A 24,955-nucleotide genomic window follows, 5' to 3' on the forward strand; every position below is an offset into this window, starting at 1 on the left:
AGCCCCTCTACGGAGACGAGCTCCACGACGGGATCAGGCGCTCCGACGCGAGGAGCGCTTCTCCTTGGTCGGGTCCTGACCCTCGCCGCGACGCTCGCGGATGTACGCGAGACGCTCCTCCAGGAGCTCCTCGAGCTCCGGGATCGTGCGGCGCTCGAGCAGCATGTCCCAGTGCGTGCGCGGGGTCTTGTCGCCCGAGTGGTCGACCTCTGCCGCGCCCTTCTCGGTCTGAAGAACCGCCTCGGCGCCGCAGGTGCGGCACTCCCAGGCGGCGGGGGGCTCTGCGTCGGCCGCGAACATCAGCGTGGTCTCGCGACCGCACGAGCTGCAGAGGTAGGTGTGCTCCTTGCGCTCCATGAAGACGACGCCCTCTTCGCTCTGAAGGCTCTGGGCGCCGAGGCGGATTCCGCGAAGGCTTCGTTCTGCCATGTCCGTGTCCTCTCGTCGATCTCCTGGTCTAACGCTCGGGTCTGGGCGGATCATCCGAAACCCGAGACGGGCGGAGGGTTTCCCAGCAGATCCCCAGTGGGAACCCGCGGGGCCGGGGGAGGGCACCCGTCTGGGCGAAAGGTAGCGCGGCCCCGCAGGCGGGTCAATGCACTCCGTCAGGAGAGGACGTCGTGGGCGACGTCGGCCCTGTCGGTGACGATCCCGTCGACCCCGCGCGCCAGGAGCCGCGACATGTCCGAGGGCTCGTTCACCGTCCACACGTGCACCTCGGTGCCCGCTCCGTGCGCGGCCTCCAGGAGGCGCCGCGTCAGCACCGGGAGGCCCTTCTGGCGCTCGGGGATCTGCAGTGCGTCGACGTCGCGCAGCAGCCGCGCCGCGTGCGCGGACCTGCCGACGCTCGCGAGGGCGAGCACGCGGGCGACCGTGCCCATGCCGGCGGAGGTCGCCGGTGCGCCTCCCTCGCGGCGCGCCGCCGCGAGAGCGGCGAGGCGCCGGCGATCCGAGAAGCTCGTGAGCAGCACGCGGTGCGCGTGCGGGGCGGCGATGCGGCCGGTCGGCTCGGCCGCGCCCTCGGCCTTGACGTCGATGTTGAAGCGCAGGTCGGGGAACGCCTCGAGGGCCTGCTCCAGCGTCGTGAGACCGCCGCGCTCCGCCATCATGTCCTCGAGCTCCCGGAGCGGCACGTCCGCGACGTCCCGCGGATCCCCGGTGACGCGCTCGAGGTTCGCGTCGTGGAAGAGCACGACCTCGCCGTCCGCCGTGAGATGGCAGTCCGACTCCGCGAACACGACGCCGGCCGCATCGGCCGCCGCGAAGGCCGCGACCGTGTTCTCCGCGATGCCGTCCGCCCGCATCTCGTCGGTCACGAGCCCCCGGTGGGCGAGCACTCTCGTCCCCTCCGCGTCGCGGAAGAAGGGGTGCGGTGCGGATCCGCGCGGGTGCTCGGGCGTCGGCATGTCGGGAACCTATCACCCGGGCTCGCGAGGGTTGGCGGTGCGCCCACGGGGACGGCGCGGATGCGGGCGATAGTCTCGGAGGGTTCTTCCGTCGCGCCTCCCTCACCCCGGCGCGGCCCCGTGTCTCACGTCCCGACAGGAGCCCGTACATGTCGCAGCCGCTCGCCTCCGGATCCCTCGACGGCAGGACCGTCCTCGTCACCGGCTCGTCGCGCGGCGTCGGCGCCGACACCGTGCGCTTCTTCGCGCAGGCCGGCGCGAACGTCGTCATCAACTTCCGCAACAAGGCGCCCCGAGCCGAGAAGCTCGCCCGCGAGGTGAACGAGGCATACGGCGCGCAGACGCTCGTCGTCGGCGCCGACCTCACCGATCGCGAGTCGGTCGACTCGATGATGGGCGCCGTGAAGGACATCTTCGGGTCGCTCGACATCCTCGTGCTCAACGCCTCCGGCGGCATGGAGCAGAACCTGGGCGAGGACTACGCGATGCGCCTCAACCGCGATGCGCAGGTGGGCATGCTCGACGCTGCGCTGCCGCTACTCGGGGAGGGCTCGCGGGTCGTGTTCGTCACGAGCCACCAGGCGCACTTCATCCGCACGACGCCGACGATGCCCGAGTACGAGCCCGTCGCCCTGTCGAAGCGCGCGGGCGAGGACGCGCTGCGCGAGCGGATCCCCGAGCTGGAGGAGAAGGGCATCGGCTTCGTCGTCGTCTCCGGCGACATGATCGAGGGCACGATCACCGCGACGCTGCTCGAGCGCGCGAACCCGGGCGCCATCGAGACGCGCCGCTCCGAGGCGGGCAAGCTGCTCAACGTGTCGGAGTTCGCCGCGGAGATCGCCCGCGCCGCCGTCGCGGACGTGCCGGAGGGCAACGAGCGCATCCTCGGCGACCTGTCGAGCTTCACGCCGGAGGGCTGACGCCCCGCGCGCACGGCAGGTGACCGCATGAGGTCGGACGACCCTTCAGGCGCCGCGCGGTTCGCCGCCGTGCGGCGCCTGATGGCGCGCCTGGGCATCCTCCCGTGGGACCTCCTGCTCGCCGTCGCGGCGCTCGCGCTCCTGGCTGTCGCCGCCCCGGTCGAGCACGTCGTCTACGGGGTAGGCGGCGGGTGGGCGCTGCTGTTCGCGAGCCTCCAGTCGGCCGCCCTGCTCGTCGCGCGGCGCATCCCCGCGCTCGCGATCGTGCTGTTCTCCGCGGCAGGGGTGCTCCTGCGCCTGGTCGGCACGGCGACCCCCGGCGCGCCCTGGCCGTGGGCCGTGACCTCGATCATCGCCTTCGTGCTCCTCACCGGCACGGTCGGCGCGTTCCACGGCTGGAGATGGGCGGGCGTCGCGCTGCTCGCGCCCGCCGCGACCGTCTCGTCATGGGCGTTCGCGCACCCCGAGGCCGGGCCGCTCGCGAGCACGATCGTCGCGCTCTCGCTCGCCGCGACCGGCGCGCTCGTGGGGTCCCTGCTCTCGGAGCGCCTCCGCATCGCCCGCCTGCTGGAGGAGGAGACGCGCCGAGGCGACGTCGAGACGGAGCGGCGCCTCGTGGCGGAGGAGCGCCAGCGGATCGCCCGAGAGCTGCACGACGTCGTGGCCCACGGGATGTCCCTCATCCAGGTGCAGGCCTCGACCGCCCGCTACCGCCTGCCGGAGCTCGACGACGCCGCAGCCGCCGAGTTCGACGCGATCGGGCAGGCGGCGCGCGGATCGCTCGGCGAGATGCGCCGGATCCTCGGCGTCCTGCGCGGCGACGGGCCCGCGGAATACGCGCCCCAGCGGGGGATCGGAGACCTCCCGGAGATCGTCGAGCAGGCGCGCGCCGCCGGCGCCGAGATCGACTTCGAGATGACCGGAGGCGACGAGCTTCGGGACGCCGCCGCCGACCTCGCGGCGTTCCGCATCGCCCAGGAGTCGCTGAGCAACGCCGTGCGCCACGCCCCGGGAGCACCCGTGCGCATGCGGATCCGGGCATCCGACGGGGAGGTGCGGATCCTCGTGGAGAACGCGGTTCCGCCCGGGCGTCGGGCCGAGGCACCCGGGCACGGAATCGTCGGGATGCACGAGCGGGCGGCTCTCGTCGGCGGCAGTGTCGAGGTGGGGGAGAGCGACGAGGGCGACGTCTTCCGGGTGCGCGCGACGCTCCCGACGAGCGGAGGAGAGCGATGAGCATCACCGTGGCGATCGCGGACGACCAGGCGATGGTCCGGGCGGGCTTCGCGGCCCTCCTCGACGCGCAGGACGGGATCAGGGTCGTCGCGCAGGCGGCCGACGGCGACGAGGCGATCGCCGCGGTCGCGCGCGAGCATCCGGACGTCGTGCTGATGGACGTGCGCATGCCCGTGCGCGACGGGCTCGACGCCGCACGGCGCATCCTCGGCGCCGAACGCGCCGACGACCGCCCCGCGCCGCGCATCATCATGCTCACGACCTTCGACATCGACGACTACGTGTTCGAGGCCCTCGAGGCGGGCGCGAGCGGGTTCCTCCTGAAGGACGCGCTGCCCGCCGAGCTCGTCCAGGCGGTGCGGGTCGTCGCGGCGGGGGAGGCGCTCCTCGCGCCGAGCGTCACGCGCCGGCTCATCGAGCGCTTCCGCGGGGGAGCCCCGGCTCCGCGAGCCGGAGCGGATCCGCTCGCCGAGCTCACCCAGCGCGAGGTCGATGTGCTCACCTGCATCGGCCGCGGCCTGTCGAACGGCGAGATCGCCGGGGAGCTCGTGATCGCCGAGCAGACCGTGAAGTCGCACGTCAGCAGGATCCTCATGAAGCTCGGCGCGCGGGACCGCGTGCAGGCGGTGATCCGCGCGTACGACGCGGGGCTGGTCTCGCCGGGCGGCTGAGCTCCCGACCCCCTACCGGAGTAGGGGGTCGGGAGCGCGAAGATCGCTCCGCAGAGGGACGCGCGGGGAGCGGCCCGATTCCTAGCGTGGAACCATGAGTTCGACACCCCCTCAGACGCCCGTCAGAGACCGCAGCATCGACGTGATCCGCGCGGCCTGCCTCGTCGTGGTCGTGCTGCTGCACGCGGTGATGGCGGGCGTCTCGGTGCGGGCCGGCGAGACCGTGTTCGCGAACGCGCTCGATGCGCCGTGGTTCTGGCCCGTCAGCTGGGTCGTGCAGGTCATGCCGCTGTTCTTCCTCGCGGGAGGCGCGACCGGCGTGACTGCCTGGAGGCGCCGTCGCGCAGGGGGAGAGACGGCGTCGTCGTTCGTCCACGGACGCCTCATGCGGCTGCTCCGGCCGAGCATCGTCGCCATGGCCGTCGTCGCGGTGGCGCTCGCCGCGCTCAGCGCCGCGGGAGCGCCCGAGCCCGTCGTGGCGGAGGCGGGGTTCCGGATCTCCCAGCCCCTGTGGTTCCTCGGGGTGTTCCTCCTCGTGCAGGCCCTCGTCCCCGCGATGGTCGCCCTCCACGAGCGGCGCCCCGTCGTCACGCTCGTCGCCCTCTCCGCCGCCGTGTGCGGCGTCGACATCGCCCGGGCCGCGACGGGCGCGGAGGCCGTCGGCCTCCTCAACCTCGCGTTCGTCTGGCTGCTCATCCAGCAGCTCGGCTTCGCGCTCGCCGACGGGTGGTGCGAGCGGATCCGCCCGCGCGTCCGCATCGCGGCGGCGCTCATCGCCCTGGTCGGTCTCGGCGCGCTCGCGGGCGCCGGGGTCTACTCGCCGGACATGTACGTCAACCTCAACCCGCCGACGGCGGCGCTCTTGCTCCTCGGAGTCGCTCAGACCCTGCTGTTCTCCGTCGCTCAGCCGGCGCTGCGTCGCGTCGGCGGCGCGACCCTCCGCGTCGTCGACGTCCTCGGCACCCGGGCCATGACGATCTACCTGTGGCACATGCCCGTGATCATCGGGCTCGCCGGGCTGCTGGCCGGGTCCGCGCTGCTGCGGGGCACCGACCTGCCCGAGATCCTCTCGGTCGCCTGGTGGGCGTCGCGCCCCCTCTGGTGCCTGGTGATCGCCGCACTCGTGTTCGCGGTGGCCCGCATCGCGCACGGCGCCGAGCGTCCCGCCTCCGGGCAGCGCGCGGCGGCGGGCTGGCGTGTGGCGGCCGGCGCCCTGCTGGGCATCGCGAGCGTCGCGTGCGTCTTCGTGCGGGGTCTCGATGTCGAGACGGCGGTCCTCAGCGCGGCCATCGGCGGCGCGGCCCTCTTCCTCTCCTCCCGGCCCGCGGCCGGGGGTTTTCCCCCGCATCTTCCCGCGGGACAGACCCATTCCGTCCGTCTCGCCTGACCGAAAGGATCGGAGCGTGGATCTCCTGATCGATGCCGTCCTCTCCCTGGCGGGCTCGCCCGTCATCTTCCTCGTCGTGTTCGCCTTCGCGCTGCTCGACGGGTTCTTCCCTCCCGTCCCGAGCGAGACCGTGCTGGTCGGCGCGACGGCGATCGGGCTGTCGACCGGCCATCCGGAATGGGCGCTCCTCGGCGTCGTCGCGGCGGCGGGCGCCTTCACGGGCGACAACCTCACCTACGCGATCGGCCGCGGCGTCGGCACGCGGCGGTTCCGGTGGATGCGCTCGGAGCGCGGACGGCGCGCCATCTCCCTCGCGGAGCGGGGGCTCGCCCGAGGCGGCGCCTCCGCGATCCTCATCGCGCGGTACATCCCGATCGGCAGGACCGCCGTGAACCTCACGGCCGGCGCCACGCGCTATCCGCGGGCGCGGTTCGTGCTTCTGTCGCTCATCGCCGCCGTGAGCTGGTCGGCCTACTCGGTGGGCATCGGCGCGCTGGCCGGCGCGTGGCTGGGCGACCATCCGCTGATCGGCGCCGGCGTCGGCATCGTGGCGGCCATCGTGCTCGGCCTCGTCGCCGACCGGATCATCGCGGCGGTGCGCACCCGACGCGGGCGGCGCGCGACTCAGCCGAGCAGCAGCGCGACGCCGAAGAGCACCGGCGCGCACCCGAGGGTCGTGATGAACACCACGTCGCGCGAGATGACGTAGCCGATGCCGTAGCGCTGCGCGTAGTTGAAGACGTTCTGCGCGGTCGGCAGCGCCGCGAGCACCACCACGACGAGCAGCGCGTGGCCCGTCAGCCCGAACGCGAACGCGCCGAGGAGATATGCCGCGAGAGGCATGCCGAGCAGCTTGATGAGCGAGGCGGTCGTGACATCGCGTCGCGTGCCCGGCTGCGACAGCACGCGCTGACCGTGCAGCGACATGCCGAAGCTGATGAGGATCACCGGCACGGCGGCGCCGGCGACGAGGGCGATCGGCTCGCGCACGAGCGGCGGGACGGGGATCCCCGCGAGCGCGACGATGAGGCCCGCGAGGGAGCCGACGATCATGGGGTTCCGCAGCGCCCGCAGCAGCGCGCGCCACCACCGGCTCTCCCCGCTCGACAGCGCGTCGAGGATCGCGAGGGAGACCGGCGTGAAGACGAGCTGCTGCATGAGGATGACCGGCGCCGAGTAGGCGGCGTTTCCCAGCACGTAGGTCGAGATCGGGATGCCGACGTTGTTGCCGTTCACCTGCCCTGCCGACAGGCAGCCCATCACCACGTCGCCCCACGAGCGCTTCCAGAGGAGCCGGGCGACGAGTCCGTAGGCGACGAAGACGACGCCGGCAGCGGCGGCCGACACGGGCAGGATCCAGGAGAACAGCACCGCGACGTCCGACTCGCTCAGCACGAGGAACATGAGGAACGGATTGAGCACGAAGAACGAGAGGCGTCCGAGCACGGCTCCGCCGTTCTCGCCGAGCAGTCCGATGCGGCCGATGACGTAGCCCGTGACGATCGCGACGCCGACCACGGCGAAGCCGGTGACGACCTCGATCACGTCGTCGGCAGGGGAGCGGGGAGGAGTGTCACGGAACCAACCTACCGAAGCGCCCGCTCCGCCCGGCGTCGGTGCGGGCGGAGGGGAGCGGGGCGTGGCACCATCGATCCATGACCGAGACGCGCGCCGCCCATCCCGCCGACCAGCACGACACCATCCGCGTGCGCGGCGCCCGCGAGAACAACCTCAAGAACATCGACCTCGACATCCCGAAGCGCCGCCTCACGGTGTTCACCGGGGTGTCGGGATCCGGGAAGAGCTCGCTCGCGTTCGAGACCATCGCGAACGAGTCGCGCCGCATCGTCAACGAGACCTACAGCGCGTTCCTGCAGGGCATGATGCCGCAGACGGCCCGCCCCGACGTCGACGCGCTCGAGGGGCTGACGACCGCGATCATCGTCGACCAGGAGCGGATGGGCGCGAACATCCGCTCGACCGTGGGCACGGCGAGCGACGCGAACGCGATGCTGCGCGTGCTCTTCAGCCGGCTCGGGGATCCGCAGATCGGCCCGCCCAACGCGTACTCGTTCAACACGCCCTCCGTGAAGGCGTCCGGCGCGATCCTCGTGGAGCGCTCGGGCACGGCCAAGCGGGAGCGCGCGTCGTTCTCGATGCTCGGCGGCATGTGCCCCGGCTGCGAGGGCACGGGCAGGGTGAGCGACCTCGACACGGCCGAGCTGTACGACGAGACCCTCTCGATCAACGAGGGGGCGATCCGCGTTCCCGGTTACAAGGTCGGAGGCTGGTCGGTGCGCTTCTACGCCGAGTCGGGCTTCTTCGACCCGGACAAGCCGGTGCGCGACTTCACGCCGACCGAGCTCGACGACTTCCTGCGCCGCGACGAGACGAAGGTGAAGATCGGCGGCGTGAACATGACCTACACGGGTCTCATCCCGCGCGTGCGCGCGTCGATCCTGACGAAGGATCGCGAGGCGATGCAGCCCGCCGTCCGCGCGTTCGTGGATCGCGCCGTCGCCTTCCAGTCGTGCCCCGACTGCGGCGGCACGCGCCTCGCGGAGCCCGCGCGCTCCTCGACGATCAGAGGGATCCACATCGGCGAGGCCTGCGCGATGCAGGTGACGGATCTGCTCGCCTGGGTGCGCGACCTCGACGAGCCGGGCGCGGCGACGCTGCTCGGATCCCTCGAGGCCCTGCTGCAGTCGTTCGTCGACATCGGCCTCGGCTATCTCTCGCTCGACCGCGCCTCCGGCACGCTCAGCGGGGGAGAGGCCCAGCGGCTGAAGATGATCACGCACCTCGGCTCGCCCCTGACCGACGTGACGTACGTGTTCGACGAGCCCACGGCCGGTCTCCATCCCCACGACATCCAGCGGATGAACGACCTGCTGCGGCAGCTCCGCGACAAGGGCAACACGGTGCTCGTCGTCGAGCACAAGCCCGAGACGATCTCGATCGCCGACCACGTCGTCGACGTGGGCCCGGGCGCGGGCGGCGCGGGCGGCGAGATCTGCTTCACGGGCGCGGTCGATGATCTGCGCCGCGCCGACACGGTCACGGGCCGGCATCTCGACGACCGCGCTCGCCTCAAGAGCGAGGTGCGCACCCCCACGGGCGCGCTCGAGCTGCGCGGCGCGTCCTCCCATAACCTGCAGGACGTCGACGTGGACATCCCCACGGGCGTGCTCGTCGCGCTGACGGGCGTCGCGGGATCCGGCAAGAGCTCGCTCGTCTCCGAGACGCTGGCGGGGCGCGACGGCGTCGTGTTCGTGGACCAGACGGCGATCAAGGGGTCGAGCCGCAGCAACCCGGCGACCTACACGGGCATGTTGGAGCCGATCCGCAAGGCGTTCGCGAAGGCGAACGGCGTCAAGCCGGCCCTGTTCAGCTCGAACAGCGAGGGCGCCTGCCCGACGTGCAAGGGCAACGGCGTGATCACGACGGAGTTCGGCTTCATGCAGGGCGTCACGACGCCGTGCGAGGACTGTGGCGGTCGCCGGTTCACCGCGGAGGTGCTCGAGTACCTGCTGGGCGGGAAGAGCATCGCCGACGTGCTCGCGATGCCCGTCTCCGAGGCGCTGCCCTTCTTCTCCGCGGGCGCGGCCAGGGTTCCCGCGGCCGCGAAGATCCTCGCGCGCCTCGACGCGGTGGGGATCGGCTACATCACCCTCGGCCAGGCGCTCTCGACTCTGTCCGGCGGGGAGCGACAGCGCCTGAAGCTCGCGGTGCAGATGGCGGAGGGCGCCGAGGTGTACGTGCTCGACGAGCCCACGACGGGCCTGCACCTCGCCGACGTGGAGAAGATGCTCGAGATGCTCGACGGGCTCGTCGACGGCGGAACGTCGGTGATCGCCATCGAGCACCATCAGGCCGTGATGGCCCACGCCGACTGGATCATCGACATGGGGCCCGGCGCGGGCCACGAGGGCGGCCGCGTCGTCTTCGAGGGCACCCCCGCCGAGCTCGTCGCGGAGAAGAGCACGCTGACCGGCCAGCACCTCGCGGAGTACGTCAGCGCGTGACCTCGCGGTCGGTGAAGGCGGTGCGGGGCACGGCGACGAGCGCCGCGGCGGCGACGAGGGCCGTGACCCCGCAGATCGTCCACACGGTCGCATAGCCGGAGAAGGATCCCGCGGTGCTCGCGGCCGCGTCCGCCGCGCCGTTCATGAGGGCGAGGCCGAAGACGCACGACGCGACGGCGCCGCCGACGGTCTTCGTCGAGTTCGTGAGCCCCGTCGCGACCCCGGTCTGCGCGGGCGGGGCGGCAGCGGCGGCCGTCGCGGGAAGCGCGGCGACGAGCGCCCCGGATCCCAGCCCCGCGATCACCATGTTCGTCGTCACCTGCAGGTAGGCGTCGTGGCACGGCAGGAAGAGCAGGTATCCCGCGCCGACGCAGCAGGCGGCGACGATGAGCGAGACACGGGGCGACGTGCGCCGCGCGAGGACGGGGGAGAGGAGGGCGCCCGCGATCATCGCGACGAGGTAGACGCCGATGATCAGCGAGGTGTCGAACCCCGAGGTGCCGAGCCCGTAGCCGTGCACGGCGGGGTCCGTGCGGGCGAAGGTCGACAGGGGCGCCTGCGCTCCGAGCACGCTCACGCCGAAGAGCCCCGCGGTGAGGAACACCGGCCAGAGGGCGCTCTGCCGGAACATGCGCACGTCGATGAGCGGATCCGGATGGCGCAGCTCCCAGAGCGCGAACGGCACGAGCAGCGCGAGCCCCGCGGCGATGAGCGCCCACGCGGTCGCGTCGCCGAGGCGCAGCAGGCTGAGCCCGCCCGTGAACAGGATGAGGGCGAGGGAGACGAGCACGAGCCCCGTCGTGTCGAGCCGTCCGCCCGCGACGGAGGGCGATTCCTCGACGCCGAGCAGGATGACGGCGAAGCAGGCGACGACGGCGAGGGCGGGCACGAGGAGGACGATGCGGAGGGACAGCGCGTCGACGAGGGCGCCGCCCGCCAGCGCACCGGCGATCGCCCCCGCCTCGAGCGCGGCGACGAGCACGCCCGCGGCCTTCGCGGTGAGCGACGCCGGCGCGCCCCTGGCCCGGGAGCGCGACCAGATGAGCGCGACCTCGAGGGGGAGCCACACGACGTACACGCCCTGCAGCGACCACGCGACGAGGAACAGCCAGAAGGAGTCGGCGAAGGGGAGGACGAGCGAGGCCGCGGCCGTCGCCGCGGTCGACCACAGGAGCATGCGCCGGTGCCCGACCATGTCGCCGAGCTTCGCGAAGGCGGGCACGACGAGCGCCGACAGCATGAGCTGGCTGCCCTCGAGCCAGTTGACGTCGGCGTCGTGCACGCCGAGGTGACGCGCGATGTCGGTGAGCATCGGCGTGTAGTAGCCCTGGATGATGCCGCTCGTGAACTCGACGAACGCGAGCAGGCCGACGACGCTCCAGAGCGCGCCGAGGCGGCCGGGCGTCGTCACGACGCCTGCTCGGAGAGGAGCGCGACGTGGAAGTCGCGGCCGCGGGCCAGCGACGCGATCTCGACGCGCTCGTCGACGCCGTGGATGCCCGCGCGCTGGGCGGCCGACATCTCGAGCGGCGCGAAGCGGAGCACGTCGGGGGAGAAGCGGTGGAAGTGCCGGGCGTCGCTCGCCTGCATCATCAGGTACGGCGCGGGCAGCGCGTCCGGGAAGGCCCGGCGCACCGCGCGGGCGACGGCCGCGAACGGCTCGCCCGACGGATCCGACTGCGGCGAGGGGTCTGATGCCTCGAGCACCTCGATGCCGACCTTCGGGTCCCGGATCCGGCGGCGGATCCTCCGCACGGCGGTCTGGACCGTCTCGCCCGGGATGAGGCGCAGGTTGAGCACGGCGGACGCGCGGGCGGGCAGCACGTTGACGGCGGATCCGCCGTCCTGCATCGTCGCGGCGATCGTGGTGCGCACGAGGGCCGCCGGCTCGCCGCCGAGCATCGCGGAGACCCTCCCCGTGAGGAGCCGGGAGCGGGAGAGCAGGCGCAGCACGAGACGTGCCGGGCCGGACGCGCGTTCGGAGAAGACGCCGAGCATGCGCGTGATGGCCGACGGCGTACGGGGCGGGAACGTCGAGACGTCGAGGCGCGCGACGGCCCTGGCGATGCGGTCGATCGCCGAGGGGCCTTGCGGCGCGGACGCGTGGCCGCCGTCGCCCTGGGCGTCGAGGCGCAGCGAGACGATGCCCTTCTCGCCGACGCCGATCATCGCGGCGCGGCCGGAGACGAACGGCAGGGGAGCGTCGACGATCGCTCCGCCCTCGTCGAGCACGAGCCAAGGCACGACGCCCCGATCGCGCAGCGCGTCGGAGATCGCCCGCGCCGCGTCGCCGAAGGTCTCCTCGTTGCCGCCGAAGGAGAGATAGACGTCCCTGGTTGGTTGAAAATCTGCCCTGAGCAGGTATTCTATCGCCTCGAGGATCACGATGAGCGGACCCTTGTCGTCGAGGGCGCCGCGCCCGTGCACGAACGCGTCGTCGATCTCGCCGGAGAAGGGATCCCGCGTCCATCCGTCCGCCTCGTCCGCGGGGACCACGTCGTAGTGCGCCATGAGGACGATCGGATCGCCGTCGCCGGATCCCGGCCAGCGGTACAGCACGCCGAGGTCGCCGATCATCTCGCGCTCCAGCGTCGCGTGCGTGCGCGGATACATCTCTGCCAGCAGCTCGAGCGCCTCGTCGAACGGCGCGAGCCCGCGCTCGTCGAGCTCGGCGCTGACCGTCGGGATGCGGACGAGCCGCGCCAGCCGCCGCGCGATCTCCAAGGCGTCGTCATCCATGCGCTGAGAGTAGCGGCTGCAGCCCCTCTCGCCCGGAACGGGCGCATCACAAGGTATCGCCGATAATGCACATTATGTCAGTTTACGGATTCGGGGGGCCGCTCCCCGAAGCCCGGGCTGGCGATCGGGGCATCCGAGACTCTCCCCCGGTGCTCGCCACCCGGATGTCCGCTTTCCATATGGCAGATCCGAGGAGCAGACGAGCGCGTCCCCTGTGAGAAAATCGCGTGTGCTTCCTCCGACACATGAGCCGACGGGGTATTCCTGCCCGTTCTGCGGGATCCAGCAAGGCTTCGTCGACGAGTGGAATTCCCCTTCTGACGTAGTCGCCGTCACAAACCGCGCTTTCGCGCGCATCGCCCCCAAATGGTGGCCCGGCAACCCGGGCGGAGCCCTCGTGATGCCGCGCACCCATGTGGAGAACATCTACGCCCTGGCCCCGCTCGACGGGAGCGCAGTGTGGGACCTCGTGCAGCGGGTCGCCGTCGGGATCCGCGCCGCCTACGGGTGCGAAGGGACGTCGATCCGTCAGCATAACGAGCCAGCCGGGGATCAGGAGGTCTGGCATCTTCACGTGCATGTGTTCCCGCGATACGAGGGCGACCGACTCTACGAGCGACACGCCGAGGCGGAATGGGTCTCCCCCGACGCGCGGGCAGCGTACGCGCTGAAGCTCCGACGAAGCCTTGGCCTGCCAGTCACCTTCGACGACTGACCCCACGGGTTGTCCTGGACCTGTCGCGCCGTGCGCCCAGGGTGTTGCCGCTGTTTCGCGTAGGGAGGCTGATCGCTCGCCCGCCCCCACCGACGACGAGTCCTCAGAGCCCCGCGGCCGCGAGGGCCGCGGAGACGTGCAGCGCCGTGGTCGGGAAGACCGGCACGGAGACCTCGTCGGCCGAGATCAGCAGCTCGATCTCGGTGCAGCCGAGGACGATCCCCTGCGCGCCCGCGCCGACCAGGCGCTCGATGATCTCCTGGTAGCGCCGTCGGGATCCGTCGTCGACCACGCCGAGCACGAGCTCGTCGTAGATGATCCGATGCACCGTCCCGCGGTCGTCCGCGCCCGGGATCACCGTCGTGATGCCGCGCTGCGCGAGCCGATCGCGGTAGAACGGCTGCTCCATCGTGAATGCCGTGCCGAGCAGTCCGACCGTCGTCAGGGCCGCGTCGGCGATGGCCGCGGCCGTCGTATCGGCGATGTGCAGGAAGGGCACGCCGATCGCCTCCTCGATGCGGTCGGCGACGATGTGCATCGTGTTGGTGCACAGCACGATCAGCTCGGCGCCCGCATCCTCCAGCCGCCGGGCGCGGGAGGCCAGGATGGTGCCCGCTTCGCCCCACTCCCCCGCGGCCTGCAGCCGCTCGATCTCCGCGAAGTCCAGCGAGTCGAGCAGGATCGGCGCCGAGTGGAATCCACCGAGTCGCTCCCGCACCTGCTCGTTCGCGAGCCGATACCAGTCCAGCGAGGACTCCCAGCTCATGCCTCCGAGAACGCCGATCGTCTTCACGAGTCCACTCTAGAAGCTCGTGCGGAACGGCGTACGGCGGGTGCTCGCGCCCCGGGATCGCTGTCGTTTTCGTCCAAGACGGCGACCCCGCGCTCGCCCTAGCCTGAGACCGCGGGCACGGATCCTCCTGCCGCCTCGCTCACCTGCAGAAGGAAGATCCATGGCACGCGAACTGGTCTACACGGGGTTCATGTCTCTCGACGGCGTCGTCGACTCCCCCGGCAGCGAGGCCGAGGGACACCGGAGCGGTGGCTGGGTCGCGGCGACCGAGTTCGTGCCGGAGGCGTTCTCGCTCAAGGAGGAAGAGCTCGCCGACACGACCGCGCTGCTGTTCGGACGTCGCAGCTACGAGGCGTTCGCCCCGTTCTGGCGCGAATCGGAGGACCACGCGGCGTACCAGGACCTGCCGAAGTATGTCGTGTCGACGACCCTCTCCGACGACGCGCTCTTCGACGGATGGGGGCCGACGGCGATCCTGCGTTCGGATGACGACGTCGCCGCGCTGAAGCAGGAGGACGGCGGTGGCATCTTCATCCACGGCAGCGCGGAGCTCGCGCGGCGCCTCTCGGACGCGGATCTCATCGACCGATACAACCTGCTCGTGTTCCCCGTGCTGCTCGGCGCCGGCAAGAGCCTCTTCTCCCGCGAGGATCGCGACAAGCGGGATCTTCGACTGCGCGAGTCCGCGAGCTACGCGAACGGGGTGGCGAAGCTCGTCTACGACGTCGTGCGGTGATCCGGGTCGAGCGCGATCGTGCCGACGGATCCGGATCGCAGCTGCTGAGCCGACCGCCCGATGTATCGCCGCAGCGCGCGGGCGAGGTGGGGCTCGTCGTAGAAGTCGAGCCTCTCCACGACCTCGCCCGCCGTCGCGCCGGCGGTCAGCAGCTCCGCCGCGGCGCGCGCCCGCTCGATCTGCGCGATCGACCCGCGGGTCATCCCTGTCGCGGCGCGGAACCGGCGCTCCACCGTGCGAGGGCTCACGTTCGAGCGGCGCCCGCGGAGCATCTCGGACACGACCGGGTCGCGCACGAGCACCTCGTGCCGAACGAGGCGATCCACGAGGAGCTCGGCGTCGTCCACGCGGGGCGTCGGCCATCGTCGCCCGTCGAGCCAGAAGCTCCGAGGTCGCGCGTCAGGCAGCGCGATGCCGCCGTCGACGAGGGAGACCATGTCGGACATGCGGAGCGAGGCGCCCACCGCGAACTGGATCCCCACGAAGCTCGCGTCCTGAGGCACCGGAGCCCTGGCCGTGCGGCTCTCTGGGCCGACGACGGCCGCGTGCGCACTCCCCCGCTCCTCCCAGAGCACGAGCCCCCAGGTCTCGCTCGCCACGCTGGTCATCTCGGACACCTGCGCGCTCCGGCAGGTCCACACCGTCGACACCCACGGAGAGGCCGATGTCCGCGTCTCGAACAGCAGGCCCATGGGCACACGGTACCCGCGCCGCGGATCCCGATGACCCGGTCCGCTGTGGTTCCCTGAGTGATGTGGCCACCAGAGAAGCAGTGCTCGTGCACGGCCTCTACCATCAGGCGGCCCACATGCGCCTGCTGGCGGAGGCGCTTGAGGAGCGGGGTGTTGCCGTCAGGGTGCCCGGCCTGCATCGGGGCTCGCTTGCCGGAGACACGCGCGCGGTGCAAGGGGCGGTCGACGCCTGCGAGGATCCCCCGATCGTCGTGGGCCACAGCTACGGCGCGGGGCGGTCGCGACGGGCGTCCAGGGTGCCGGCGCACTCGTGTATCTCGCCGCCTTCGTTCCCGATGTGGGCGAGAGCTGCGCGACGCTCGGCGGACCGGACGCCCCGGTGAACGCGTGGATCCGCCCCTTCTCCGACGGGTTCACCTACGTGCCCGAGGACGTGGCTCCGGGGCTCTTCTACGGCGACTGCACCCCGAGCGCTGCGCGGGACGCCGCGAGCCTGCTCGTCCCGCAGGCCGCCGGTCACGGCCGCGGCGAGGTGAGCACGGCGGCGTGGCGACACGTGCGGAGCCTCTACGTCGTGTGCACGCAGGATCGCGCGACGAGCCCGGACCTGCAGCGGAGGATGGCGTCCCGCTGTTCCGCTGCTCGGGTCTTCGACGCCAGCCACTCCCCCTACATCTCGCGGCCGCAGGCGATCGCCGACGCGAACACGGAGTTCGCCGCGGCGTGAGATGACGGTGGCGAACCGATCCGCTCGCCCGTCGGCGTTAGCACTCGAGTGTGTAGAGTGCTAACTCCGGGACTGAAGGGGCGGTGATGCAATGCGGCTGGGGCGGACGTACTGGCGCTTCTGGGCGGCGACCGCGGCGGTCAATCTCGGAGACGGGATCCGCGTGGCCGCGTTCCCCCTCGTGGCGGCTTCCCTCACAGACGATGCGCTTCTGGTCGGCGCTGTGGCGGCTGCCGCGGCGCTCCCCTGGCTGGTCACGGGGCTGGTCGCCGGAGCATGGGCGGACCGCGGCAACGCGAGAGCTCTGCTCGTGGGCGCCGACGCCCTCAGAGCCGCCGTCCTGGGTGTTCTGGTCGTCACGTTCGCTCTCGACATGGGCAGCATCGGGGTGCTCGCCGCCAGTGCCTTCCTCCTCGGAGTCGGCGAGACGGTGAGAGACACCACCGCTCAGAGCGCCGTGCCGCGCCTGGTACCGACCCCTCTCCTGGAGCGCGCCAACGGGCGGCTGGTAGCGGGCGAGGTCGTCGCGAACGAGTTCGTCGGCCCCCTGGTCGGCGGGGTGCTGTTCGCGGCGGGCGCGGCTCTGCCGTTCCTCGCCAACAGCGCCGTGTCGGTGTTCGCGATCCTGCTCGTTCTCGGACTGCCCGCGCTGAGCGTGCGAGCTGCCCCGTCCCAGCCGGCAGAGCGCGCCGGTGCAGGAGTCGCGAAGGGCCTGCGATGGCTGATCGGCCACCGCACGCTCCGCTCGCTCGTCCTCGTCGGGGCGCTGGTCGCTCTTGCCGACAGTGCCTGGTTCGCCATCTTCGTCATCTACGCCGAAGACCGTCTCGGGCTCGGACCTGCGGCCTTCGGAGGCCTGCTCGCGGTGGGCGCGGCAGGCGGGCTGCTCGGATCGCTGCTCGCCGAGCGGCTCATCCGGTGGCTCGGCTATCGCATCGTGGTCGTCGGGACGATCGCTGCCGCCGCGGTCACCCCCGGGATCCTGCTCCTCGCGCCGTCGATCTGGGCTGCCGCGGCCGTCGTGCTGGTCACCAGCGCAGGGTTCGGCGCATTCAACGTGGCGACCGTGTCGCTCCGTCACCGGCTGACCCCGGATGCTCTCCGAGGCCGCGTCATCGCCGCTTCGCGGACGATCGTCCTCGGGGCGGGCGCCTCCGGAGCGCTGATCGGCGGGGCCGCGGGATCCGCCTTCGGTCTGGACGCGCCGTTCGTGCTGGCCGCCGCGCTCGGACTCCTCGCCCTCGCCGTCTGGGTCTGCGCGACCCGCCGTTCTCTCCCGCCGGAGCTCCCGGGAGGTTCCAGCCCGGCGACATGAGGCTCGATCGTCTCCCACCCGATCAGCGAGGAAGCGGGCGACGTGATCGCGGCTCGTCCCCGGTGCTCGCAGATCTCACCGATCCGACGGGGGAACGCCGAGCGCGCGCAGCGCCTGCGCGCGCACCCGCGCGACGGGATCCTCGGTCAGATCCGCGAGGCGACCGGCCGGGTCGTCGAGCTCGTGACGGATGAGCACCTTGAGCGCCATCTCCCTGACGCGCCAGGCGTCGTCGTCGAGCGCGGCCACCACCACGCCCGGGTGCGCGGGAGGTCCGATGTGCAGCAGCCCGCGTGCGCCCCAGACCGCGCCCAGGGATCCGGCCATCCGGTCGCGCCGCCGAGCCACTCGATGGCCGGGTATCGCGGATCATCGTCGTCGGCCTCGCCGGACAGCAGGGCCTTGCACCACGCGACGACCGTCTCGCGCCCGAAGAGATCGACCGCGGTGCGCGCGTTCCCCGCGGGTCGCCGCCAGCGATCGGGGACGGCGTGCCGGGGGCCAGACGGGTCCATGCTTTCCTCACTCGAGGGCTTCGACGGCATCCGCCAGCTCGGCGAGGGGGCGGCGTCCGTCGAGCTCGACGCTCGCGCCGCAACGGAGCAGCGGCTCGACCTCGCGCACGTACCGCCGGATCTCGGCCTGCTCCTCCTGCGACCGCCCATACGGGTTGGTCGTGCGATTCGCGACGCGCGTGATCAGCACGTCGACCGGCGCGCTCAGCAGCACCACGTGATCGAGCCGGTCGTAGAAGCGCCCCTGGTTCTCGGCCGTTCCCGAGACGACGACGTCTTGGTGGCGCTGCAGGAGGTCGCTCATCCGATCCTCGTCCCACACGGCGCCGGGCAGCTCCCACCCGTCATAATCCGTGTCGACGGTGAGATGTCCGCGGCGCGCGAGCTCGCCGAGCAGGGTCGATTTCCCTGCTCCCGACATGCCCGTGACGAGAATGCGCGCCATGGCAGGAGCCTACGCACCCGCCGCTCCCCTGCGTGGCCTCACTCGCCCAGCGCGATGACGGCCCGTGCGACGGGGATAAGCCGAGCCACCTGCGCGTCGTTCCGATACCCGTTCAGTTGCAGGGTGGCGATTCGGAAGATCAGCGCCCTCAGCAGGAGCTGGCGCCAGTGCGCGTTGCCGTAGTCGTTCCGGAGCTCTTCCAGGGGAAGCCCGTGCCAGCACGCCGCGTCGGCCGCGGCGACAGCCGCCCCGAAGCCGGCGGGACGCCAGTAGGGAGCCCAGTCGATGATCGCGGGCGGACGATCCGGCGCAAAGAGCACGTTGCCCAGCAGGTCGCCGTGGATGACCTGGCTGGGCAGCGAAACCGGCCGGTACTCCGCGCGCAGCTGCGCGGACAGCGCGTCGTCCGGCCCGGGCGCTTCGTCCCAGGCGATGCGGTCGGCGACGCTCCAAGCATCGGTCGCGTCGTCGATGAAGCTCGGACGCGGCTGCGACGCGATCGCGTCGTGAAAGGCCGCCCCTGCCCGGATGACGTCGGCGAGCCGACGCTCGGCGGCGGCGCCGGGGATCCACGCCATCGCCTGCCAGCCGGCGTGCACCCATCGGCCGCTCGCGGCACGGAGGGGTCGCGGGACGGTGAAGGCGTCGTTGGTCGGAACGTCCGCGAGCACCGCCGACTTCCACTCGGCCTCGGCATCGCCCTCGATCGGCCTCAGCACGATGCTCCCGGACCTCCAGGTGAGCCCGCGGCCGCCCGTCAGGGGCGGGAGCGGGGCGCTCGCGCCGAACGCGGCGAGCACCCCGGCCGGAGGCTGGTCGGGATCCGTCGCCGATTCGGTCATGCGGGGACGATAGCGCGCTTCGGGTTCTGGGCAAGAGACGCGGGGATCGGGAGAGGCCCGAGGTCTCGCGCCATCGTGACCGTCACGCCGCGCTGACCCCGAGCTGCGCGAGCGCCCGATCCGCTCCACGCACCGCGATCGACCAGGAGGGGCGTCGGCACTCGCCTTTCGAGAGGCGCACACGCTGCTCGTCGACCGGCTCTCCTGGCCGCGGCGAGACCCGCGTCACGCCGTTGTCGCGGTATCCGCGCCGCCGTGAGACCGCGAGCGACCGCTCGTTCCACGCTGCCGCGCTCGACTCCGCCCACTCGGCGCCGAGCACATCGAACGCGAAGAGGAGGAGCGCGGCGTGTATCTCGGTCCCGAGTCCTCTCCCCTGCGCGGACGAGGTGAGCCAGGATCCGGAGTTGACCGTGCGGCGGTTCGCGAAGTCGTGCGCGGAGAGCTCCTGTGATCCGACGACCCGTCCGTCGACGTGCACGGCGAACACGATCGCCCAGAACGCAGGATCGACCCGGCCGCGGAGACCCCACTGGTAGGCGGCGAGATTGCGCGGCAGCTCCTCGGCGGGCGCATCGGTCCACGGGAACCCGAACGGCGTCCGCGACGCGTCGTGCACGCCATCCAGCGCTGCCTGCCCGAGTCGCGATACGGTGACCGCATGGCGTCCGCCCCTCCCCCGTCGAATCGCCGCGGCATGATCCGCCTCGGGCGGCGATAGCGGTGTTCGTCGCCGACAGCGGCGAGCAGAACCTGCCCGCGATCCTCCTCGTCCACGGCGGCGGCGTAGCCGGATGGATGTGGTCCGCCGAGGTCGCGCGGCTCCGCTCGCGATATCGCACGATCGTCCCGGACCTGCCTGGCCACGACCGCAGCTCGGATGTCCCGTTCACGACGATCCCCCGGATCGCGGACGCCCTCGCCGACCTCCTCGGCGACGAGCGCGCGAGCGTGGTCGGCTTCTCGCTCGGCGCGCAGATCGCCCTGCAGCTCGCCTCCACCCGCCCGGATCTCGTCGAGCGCGTCACCGTCGTGAGCGCACTCGCCGAGGGGGCTCCCCTCCCCCGAGCGAACCGCGCTCTCGTCTCCGCCGCGGCGCCTCTGGCGCGACGCACGTGGTTCGCGCGCCTCCAGGCCCGCTCGCTGTTCGTGCCCGAGGCGCTCGCAGACGACTACGTGCGCACCTCGCGGCTGCTGTCGCGAGAGGATCTCCTCGCCCTCACGGACGCCAACGCCGCGTTCCGCACGCCCGAGGGCTGGCCGGCATTCCCCGGCCCGTCCCTGCTGATGATGGGCGAGAGGGAGCCGCGCGCCCTCCGCGACGGGATGCGCCGGCTGCACGCCGCCCAGCCCCGGTCGCGGCTCGTCGTCCACGAGAGCGCCGGCCACGGGATCGCCCTCCAGCATCCCGACTGGTTCCACGAGCGGATCGACGAATGGCTCGGCGCGTGAGGGGCGCGGACCGATAGAAGTCCCCAAGTCTTCGCGAAGTCCACAGTCATTCCGCGGGGACTTCGCGAAGACTCGGGGACTCGGGGCGCGGTCAGGCCGGCGCGCCGCTCCCCCGCCACCTGAGCAGCGTCTCGACCAGCTGGGCTCCGAAGTCGGCGTCGATGCGGAGCGCGATGCGCGGATGCGACGGGTCCTGGCTCCGGAAGCCGCCGTATATGTCGCGCAGGTCGACGATCGTCTGGCCGCGCCCCGGACCGTCCGTCGTGTCCACGACGACGGCCGCATGCGCGGCGAGGGAGAGCGGCACGTCGCCGAGGAGCACCGCGGCCGCCAGCGGGTCGTGCAGCGCCGCGGCGCGCTCCCCGTACCGCGCGCCGTAGAAGTCGAGGTAGTGCTCGAGGATGTCCGCCACCGCGACGAGCCCCGCGTCCCCCGTCGCGCGCAGCTCGGCGGTCTGCGCGGCGGTGAGGCGCTGCCGCATCGTCACGTCGAGCGGCACGAGCGTCACGCCCCATCCGGCCGCGAGCACGGACGCCGCCGCTTCGGGATCGTGCGCGATGTTGGCCTCCGCCGCGGGCGTGATGTTGCCCGGGGCGAGCGCTGCTCCGCCCATGATCGTCACGTCGCGCACGAGGCGCGGGAGCTCGGGATCCTCCGCGAGCGCGGCGGCGAGGTTCGTGACCGACCCGAGCGCGAGGATCCGCAGCTCGCCCGGGTGGCTCCGGGCGAGGTCGCCGAGAAGGGACACGGCGTGGCGAGGGTCCGCCTGCCGCGAGCTGGGCGGAAGGGCAACGTCCCCGATGCCGTTCGCGCCGTGCACGCGCGCGCCGGGACGGGGAGCGAACCGATGGGTGGTGAAGCCCTCGCATCCGACCGCGACGGGGATCGGCGGCGCGCCGAGCACCTCGAGCAGATCCAGCGTGTTGCGGGCGCCCGCGGCGGCCGCGACGTTCCCCGGCACCGTGCCGATGCCGACGATGCGCGCATCGCGGGCGAGCAGATAGGCGAGGGCGAGGGCGTCGTCGATGCCGGTGTCGCAGTCGACGTACAGGGGTGCGGAGGCGGGCATCATCGCATCATCCCATGCCCCTCGCCGACGCGAGATCGCGATGGCGCGCCGCCCGACCGGCGTGATCGGGTGGAGGCGCCTGCGTTCAGAGGGCGTCGACGTACACCACGATTTCGCCGCCATCAGCCTCGACGCGCACCGCCGCGAGATCGCGCACCGACCAGTCGGCGCCGAGCTCGCGCGTCGCCTCTCCGATGCCGACGACCCGCATCCCCGCGGCGCGTGCGGCGGCGATGCCCGCGGGCGAGTCCTCGAAGGCGACGCAGCCCGCGGGCGGCAGGCCGAGCGCGGCCGCTCCGGCGAGGAAGCCCTCGGGATCGGGCTTGCTCGCCGAGACGTGCTCGGCCATGATCGCCTTCTCCGGCGCGTCGAGGCCCGCGGCGGCGAGCCGCGCGCGAGCGAGCGCGTCGGTCGCCGACGTCACGAGGGCGTGCGGCAGACGGGCGAGCGCGGCGAGGAACGATGCGGCTCCCGGGATCTCCACGATGCCCTCGGTCTCGGCGGTCTCGCGCGCGAGCATGGCGCGATGATCGGCCATGTTCTCGGCGTGCGAGCGATCCGGCAGCAGGATCGCCATGCTCTCGTGGCTCTGCCGGCCGTGCACGACGGACAGCACCTCCGCGGGATCGAGGCCGTGCGCGGCCGACCACTCCCGCCACACGCGCTCGACGACGGGCGTCGAGTCGACGAGCGTGCCGTCCATGTCGAGGAGCAGGCCGGAGGCGCGGATCGCGGTCGTCATGCCCCGAGGCTACCGTCGCCGTCAGACAGGCCAGCCGTGGCGCGCGATCTCGAGGATCCGCTCGCCGACGAGCGCCGCGCCGAGCAGCACCATCACGACGCCGGAGAGGCGCGACACGACGGCCGCCGCGCGCGGGCTTCCCCCGAGGATCCGCCCCGCCGCGGCGCCCAGCAGGAGGTAGAAGGCCCCGCAGGCCGCGATGAACACGGCTCCGAGGACGAGCAGCTGGACCCCCAACGGCCAGGACCCGTCTGCACGGGCGAACTGCGGGAGGATCGCGAGGAGCAGGAGGAGGCCCTTCGGGTTCAGCGTGCTCACGCCGATCCCCCTCGCCACGTACGCCCGGCGCCGCAGCGGGGCGAACGCTTCGTCCGCGCCCTCCGCCGGCGCGGGCGCGCGGAGGATCCCCACGCCGAGATGCACGAGGTAGGCCGCGCCCGCGAGGGTCAGCAGCACGAGCGCCCACGGCGCGGACCCGATGATCGCGCCGAGTCCTGCGGCGACGAGGGAGACGACGAGCGCGTAGCCGAGCATGAGCCCCGCCACGGCCGGCGCCACGACGCGGCTGCGCGCGCTCGCCGTGAGGACGAACGCCCAGTCGGGGCCGGGCACGGCGATCAGCGTCAGCGCGACGCCCGCGAACGCGGCGATCATCACAGGTTCCATGTCGACTCTCCCTTTCGCGAGGAAGCTACGCGAGAATCGACGGGAAGTGCTGTCCGGAATCCGGGCGGATCCGCCGACACAGAAGGAGGAATCTTCCGATGGACGATCTCGATCGCAAGATTCTTGCGGAGCTCCAGGAAGAGGGACGTCTCAGCATCACCGAGCTCGCCGGGCGCGTCGGGCTCACGGTGTCGCCCGCCCAGCGGCGCATGCGCGATCTCGAGCGCTCCGGGGCCATCACCGGCTATCGCGCGATCGTGGATCCGAACGCCCTCGGCCTCGAGTTCGAGGCGATCGTGTTCGTGACGATGGGCCAGGAGGATCGCGAGACGCTGCTCGCGTTCGAGGAGGCGGTCGCGGCCATCCCCAGCGTGCTGCTCGCACAGCGGCTGTTCGGCGATCCGGACTATCTGCTGCGGGTGCGCACGACCGACCTCGACGCGTACGCGCGCCTGCAGGACGAGGTGTTCGCCGCGCTGCCCGGCGTGCAGCGCCTCAACTCGACCCTCGTGATGAAGAGCATCGTCTCCGACCGGCCGTATCCCTCCGCCTGAGAGGCGCGGGCCGGTGGGAGACTCGGAAGCATGCTGCGCGCCGTGATCTTCGACCTCGACGACACGCTGCTGGATCACCGGTCCGCCGCCGCGGAGGCCGTCTCCGGGTGGGCCGCGTCGCTCGGCGTCGCGCACCCGGACCCCGTCGCGCGGTGGGCCGAGCTGACGGACATCCACTACCCGCGCTATCAGCGCCGCGAGATCGACTTCGTCGGTCAGCGCCGGGCGCGCATGCGCGACTTCGTCGCCCGTCCGCTCGGCGACGCCGAGGCCGACGATCTGTTCGAGCGCTACTTCGACCGGTACCGCGCCGCGTGGCGGCCGTTCCCGGACGCGCTCGCCGCCGTGCGCCGCGCCCGCGCGGCCGGGCTCCGGGCCGCCGTCCTCACGAACGGCGACGCGGACCGGCAGAGCGAGAAGGTCGCGACGATCGGCCTCGCTCCCCTGCTCGACCACGTCGTCGCGTCGTCCGAGCTGACGGCGAGCAAGCCGGATCCGCGGGCATTCGCCGAGACGCTCCAGTGCATCGGCGCGCGCCCCGACGAGGCTCTCATGGTCGGCGACAGCCTCGAGAACGACGTGCACGGCGCGCTCGCCGCCGGCCTCGACGCGGTGCTCCTCGATCGCGACGGGAGGAGCGACGATCCGCGGATCCGCCGCATCCGCACGCTCGACGAGCTGACGTTCGCGCCTTAGCCCGCCGTGCGCGGGTCGAGCTCGCGGTGGGTCCAGCCGGCCGCGTCGCGGAGGTACTCGACGCGGGTGTGAGCGCGGTCGTGGCGCGCCTGCAGGAACTGGATGCGGTCCGGACGCAGCGTCCACACCCGCCAGTCGGGGTTCGGGGATCCGTCGTAGCTGGGGCGCGCCCGCCAGTCGCGCTGCGACTCCTCGTCCGACAGCGCGGCGATGCGCCCCGACACCTCGGCCTGGCGCCCGGAGGATCGCCAGAAGAACAGCAGCGCTCCGCGCGGGTCGGCCGCGATGTCGCGCGCCTTGCGCGAGGAGCGCTTGCTCGCGAACCGGAAGCCGTCCTCGTCGACGTCCTTGACGAGGAGGGTGCGGAGAGCGGGGCTCCCGTCAGCGCCGACCGTCGCGACCGTCATCGCGTGCGGCTGCCGCTCCCCCGCGTCGATGGCCTCCTCGAGCCAGCGCAGGAACAGCTCGCGGGGATCCTCCGGCAGGTGCGCGACGTCCCGTCCCGGGAGCTCGGCGGGGAAGGCGGGCAGCGAGCGGAGGCGCGAGCGCAGATCGTTCATGCCGTCACCGTAGGGCGACGGCATGAACGATCGGAGGCCCGCGGGAGACGCG

28 protein-coding genes are annotated in these 24,955 nt (G+C 72.4%); 13 read left to right on the plus strand and 15 right to left on the minus strand.

Translation table 11 applies throughout. The features are described 5' to 3' along the window. Nucleotides 1–33: 33 nt before the first annotated feature. Nucleotides 34–429 carry an RNA polymerase-binding protein RbpA gene (locus NHL53_RS05190; protein WP_433775780.1) on the minus strand — a complete coding sequence of 132 codons (396 nt, stop codon included), beginning with the start codon at nt 427–429 and terminating at the stop codon, nt 34–36. Nucleotides 430–605: 176 nt separating this feature from the next. After that, nucleotides 606–1,406 carry a glycerophosphodiester phosphodiesterase family protein gene (locus NHL53_RS05195; RefSeq protein ID WP_433775782.1) on the minus strand — a complete coding sequence of 267 codons (801 nt, stop codon included), beginning with the start codon at nt 1,404–1,406 and terminating at the stop codon, nt 606–608. A 149-nt stretch (nt 1,407–1,555) separates the two neighbouring features. Here NHL53_RS05195 and NHL53_RS05200 point away from each other — a divergent pair, with 149 nt between their 5' ends. From NHL53_RS05200 to NHL53_RS05220, 5 genes are all read left to right on the plus strand, one after another. After that, complete coding sequence (locus tag NHL53_RS05200) at nt 1,556–2,326, plus strand: SDR family oxidoreductase (protein WP_433775783.1); 771 nt, start codon at nt 1,556–1,558, stop codon at nt 2,324–2,326. A 27-nt stretch (nt 2,327–2,353) separates the two neighbouring features. Further along, nucleotides 2,354–3,562, plus strand: a complete 1,209-nt coding sequence (locus NHL53_RS05205) for a sensor histidine kinase (RefSeq protein WP_433775785.1) — start codon at nt 2,354–2,356, stop codon at nt 3,560–3,562. Further along, a complete protein-coding gene (locus NHL53_RS05210; protein ID WP_433775786.1) occupies nt 3,559–4,233 on the plus strand; it encodes a response regulator in 675 nt (224 codons plus the stop codon). The genes NHL53_RS05205 and NHL53_RS05210 overlap by 4 nt, the downstream gene beginning before the upstream one ends. A gap of 94 nt (nt 4,234–4,327) precedes the next feature. After that, entirely contained in the window at nt 4,328–5,620 is a 1,293-nt protein-coding gene (locus NHL53_RS05215) for an acyltransferase family protein (protein ID WP_433775787.1), read from the plus strand. A 16-nt stretch (nt 5,621–5,636) separates the two neighbouring features. Further along, nucleotides 5,637–6,329 carry a DedA family protein gene (locus tag NHL53_RS05220; RefSeq protein WP_433775788.1) on the plus strand — a complete coding sequence of 231 codons (693 nt, stop codon included), beginning with the start codon at nt 5,637–5,639 and terminating at the stop codon, nt 6,327–6,329. On the opposite strand, the gene NHL53_RS05225 is transcribed toward NHL53_RS05220, so the two are convergent. Further along, the gene (locus tag NHL53_RS05225) at nt 6,245–7,165 is read right to left on the minus strand and encodes an AEC family transporter (RefSeq protein WP_433775789.1); all 921 of its coding nucleotides are present in this window, start codon (nt 7,163–7,165) and stop codon (nt 6,245–6,247) included. The two genes, NHL53_RS05220 and NHL53_RS05225, sit on opposite strands and share 85 nt — an antisense overlap. Nucleotides 7,166–7,275: 110 nt before the next feature. On the opposite strand from NHL53_RS05225, the gene NHL53_RS05230 reads away from it, so the two are divergent. After that, nucleotides 7,276–9,645 carry an ATP-binding cassette domain-containing protein gene (locus NHL53_RS05230; protein WP_433775791.1) on the plus strand — a complete coding sequence of 790 codons (2,370 nt, stop codon included), beginning with the start codon at nt 7,276–7,278 and terminating at the stop codon, nt 9,643–9,645. On the opposite strand, the gene NHL53_RS05235 is transcribed toward NHL53_RS05230, so the two are convergent. After that, entirely contained in the window at nt 9,635–11,056 is a 1,422-nt protein-coding gene (locus NHL53_RS05235) for an MFS transporter (RefSeq protein ID WP_433775793.1), read from the minus strand. The genes NHL53_RS05230 and NHL53_RS05235 overlap by 11 nt on opposite strands. Next, nucleotides 11,053–12,384, minus strand: coding sequence for a M20/M25/M40 family metallo-hydrolase (locus NHL53_RS05240; protein WP_433775795.1), 1,332 nt, complete (start codon nt 12,382–12,384; stop codon nt 11,053–11,055). Before NHL53_RS05240 ends, NHL53_RS05235 begins: the two co-directional genes overlap by 4 nt. A gap of 229 nt (nt 12,385–12,613) precedes the next feature. On the opposite strand from NHL53_RS05240, the gene NHL53_RS05245 reads away from it, so the two are divergent. Then, nucleotides 12,614–13,099, plus strand: coding sequence for an HIT family protein (locus tag NHL53_RS05245; protein ID WP_433775796.1), 486 nt, complete (start codon nt 12,614–12,616; stop codon nt 13,097–13,099). Between the two features lie 103 nt (nt 13,100–13,202). On the opposite strand, the gene NHL53_RS05250 is transcribed toward NHL53_RS05245, so the two are convergent. Beyond that, nucleotides 13,203–13,892, minus strand: coding sequence for an aspartate/glutamate racemase family protein (locus NHL53_RS05250; RefSeq protein ID WP_433775798.1), 690 nt, complete (start codon nt 13,890–13,892; stop codon nt 13,203–13,205). Between the two features lie 160 nt (nt 13,893–14,052). Here NHL53_RS05250 and NHL53_RS05255 point away from each other — a divergent pair, with 160 nt between their 5' ends. Continuing rightward, nucleotides 14,053–14,628: a dihydrofolate reductase family protein gene (locus NHL53_RS05255; RefSeq protein ID WP_433775800.1), complete on the plus strand. Its 576-nt coding sequence runs from the start codon at nt 14,053–14,055 to the stop codon at nt 14,626–14,628. On the opposite strand, the gene NHL53_RS05260 is transcribed toward NHL53_RS05255, so the two are convergent. Next, nucleotides 14,610–15,320, minus strand: coding sequence for a helix-turn-helix domain-containing protein (locus NHL53_RS05260; RefSeq protein WP_433775801.1), 711 nt, complete (start codon nt 15,318–15,320; stop codon nt 14,610–14,612). The two genes, NHL53_RS05255 and NHL53_RS05260, sit on opposite strands and share 19 nt — an antisense overlap. 229 nt (nt 15,321–15,549) lie before the next feature. Between NHL53_RS05260 and NHL53_RS05265 the strand changes: the two genes are divergently transcribed. Together NHL53_RS05265 and NHL53_RS05270 are read left to right on the plus strand one after the other, a co-directional pair. Continuing rightward, entirely contained in the window at nt 15,550–16,047 is a 498-nt protein-coding gene (locus NHL53_RS05265) for an alpha/beta fold hydrolase (protein ID WP_433775913.1), read from the plus strand. Between the two features lie 91 nt (nt 16,048–16,138). Continuing rightward, nucleotides 16,139–17,362: an MFS transporter gene (locus NHL53_RS05270; protein ID WP_433775802.1), complete on the plus strand. Its 1,224-nt coding sequence runs from the start codon at nt 16,139–16,141 to the stop codon at nt 17,360–17,362. Nucleotides 17,363–17,437: 75 nt separating this feature from the next. Here NHL53_RS05270 and NHL53_RS05275 read toward each other — a convergent pair whose 3' ends face one another. From NHL53_RS05275 to NHL53_RS05290, 4 genes are all read right to left on the minus strand, one after another. Beyond that, nucleotides 17,438–17,689, minus strand: coding sequence for a HEAT repeat domain-containing protein (locus NHL53_RS05275; RefSeq protein WP_433775803.1), 252 nt, complete (start codon nt 17,687–17,689; stop codon nt 17,438–17,440). Between the two features lie 195 nt (nt 17,690–17,884). Continuing rightward, nucleotides 17,885–18,322, minus strand: a complete 438-nt coding sequence (locus tag NHL53_RS05280) for an AAA family ATPase (RefSeq protein WP_433775805.1) — start codon at nt 18,320–18,322, stop codon at nt 17,885–17,887. A 38-nt stretch (nt 18,323–18,360) separates the two neighbouring features. Continuing rightward, nucleotides 18,361–19,164, minus strand: a complete 804-nt coding sequence (locus NHL53_RS05285) for a hypothetical protein (protein WP_433775806.1) — start codon at nt 19,162–19,164, stop codon at nt 18,361–18,363. Nucleotides 19,165–19,246: 82 nt separating this feature from the next. Beyond that, nucleotides 19,247–19,783, minus strand: a complete 537-nt coding sequence (locus tag NHL53_RS05290; protein WP_433775807.1) for a GNAT family N-acetyltransferase — start codon at nt 19,781–19,783, stop codon at nt 19,247–19,249. Nucleotides 19,784–19,887: 104 nt separating this feature from the next. Between NHL53_RS05290 and NHL53_RS05295 the strand changes: the two genes are divergently transcribed. Further along, on the plus strand, nt 19,888–20,616 hold the full coding sequence (locus NHL53_RS05295) for an alpha/beta fold hydrolase (RefSeq protein WP_433775808.1): 729 nt from the start codon (nt 19,888–19,890) through the stop codon (nt 20,614–20,616). Between the two features lie 91 nt (nt 20,617–20,707). Here the strand turns inward: NHL53_RS05295 and NHL53_RS05300 are convergent, their stop codons facing one another. From NHL53_RS05300 to NHL53_RS05310, 3 genes are all read right to left on the minus strand, one after another. Beyond that, nucleotides 20,708–21,685: a nucleoside hydrolase gene (locus NHL53_RS05300; protein WP_433775809.1), complete on the minus strand. Its 978-nt coding sequence runs from the start codon at nt 21,683–21,685 to the stop codon at nt 20,708–20,710. Nucleotides 21,686–21,770: 85 nt separating this feature from the next. Further along, entirely contained in the window at nt 21,771–22,427 is a 657-nt protein-coding gene (locus NHL53_RS05305) for an HAD-IA family hydrolase (RefSeq protein ID WP_433775810.1), read from the minus strand. Nucleotides 22,428–22,448: 21 nt separating this feature from the next. Further along, complete coding sequence (locus NHL53_RS05310; RefSeq protein ID WP_433775811.1) at nt 22,449–23,093, minus strand: LysE family translocator; 645 nt, start codon at nt 23,091–23,093, stop codon at nt 22,449–22,451. A 98-nt stretch (nt 23,094–23,191) separates the two neighbouring features. Between NHL53_RS05310 and NHL53_RS05315 the strand changes: the two genes are divergently transcribed. Both NHL53_RS05315 and NHL53_RS05320 read left to right on the plus strand, forming a co-directional pair. Next, nucleotides 23,192–23,647, plus strand: coding sequence for an Lrp/AsnC family transcriptional regulator (locus tag NHL53_RS05315; RefSeq protein ID WP_433775812.1), 456 nt, complete (start codon nt 23,192–23,194; stop codon nt 23,645–23,647). Between the two features lie 30 nt (nt 23,648–23,677). Beyond that, a complete protein-coding gene (locus NHL53_RS05320; RefSeq protein WP_433775813.1) occupies nt 23,678–24,343 on the plus strand; it encodes an HAD family hydrolase in 666 nt (221 codons plus the stop codon). Here the strand turns inward: NHL53_RS05320 and NHL53_RS05325 are convergent. Further along, nucleotides 24,340–24,903, minus strand: a complete 564-nt coding sequence (locus tag NHL53_RS05325) for a pyridoxine/pyridoxamine 5'-phosphate oxidase (RefSeq protein ID WP_433775814.1) — start codon at nt 24,901–24,903, stop codon at nt 24,340–24,342. The genes NHL53_RS05320 and NHL53_RS05325 overlap by 4 nt on opposite strands. Nucleotides 24,904–24,955 lie beyond the last annotated feature (52 nt).

Origin of the sequence: Microbacterium sp. gxy059, assembly GCF_050958665.1 — a bacterium.
GTDB lineage: Bacteria > Actinomycetota > Actinomycetes > Actinomycetales > Microbacteriaceae > Microbacterium.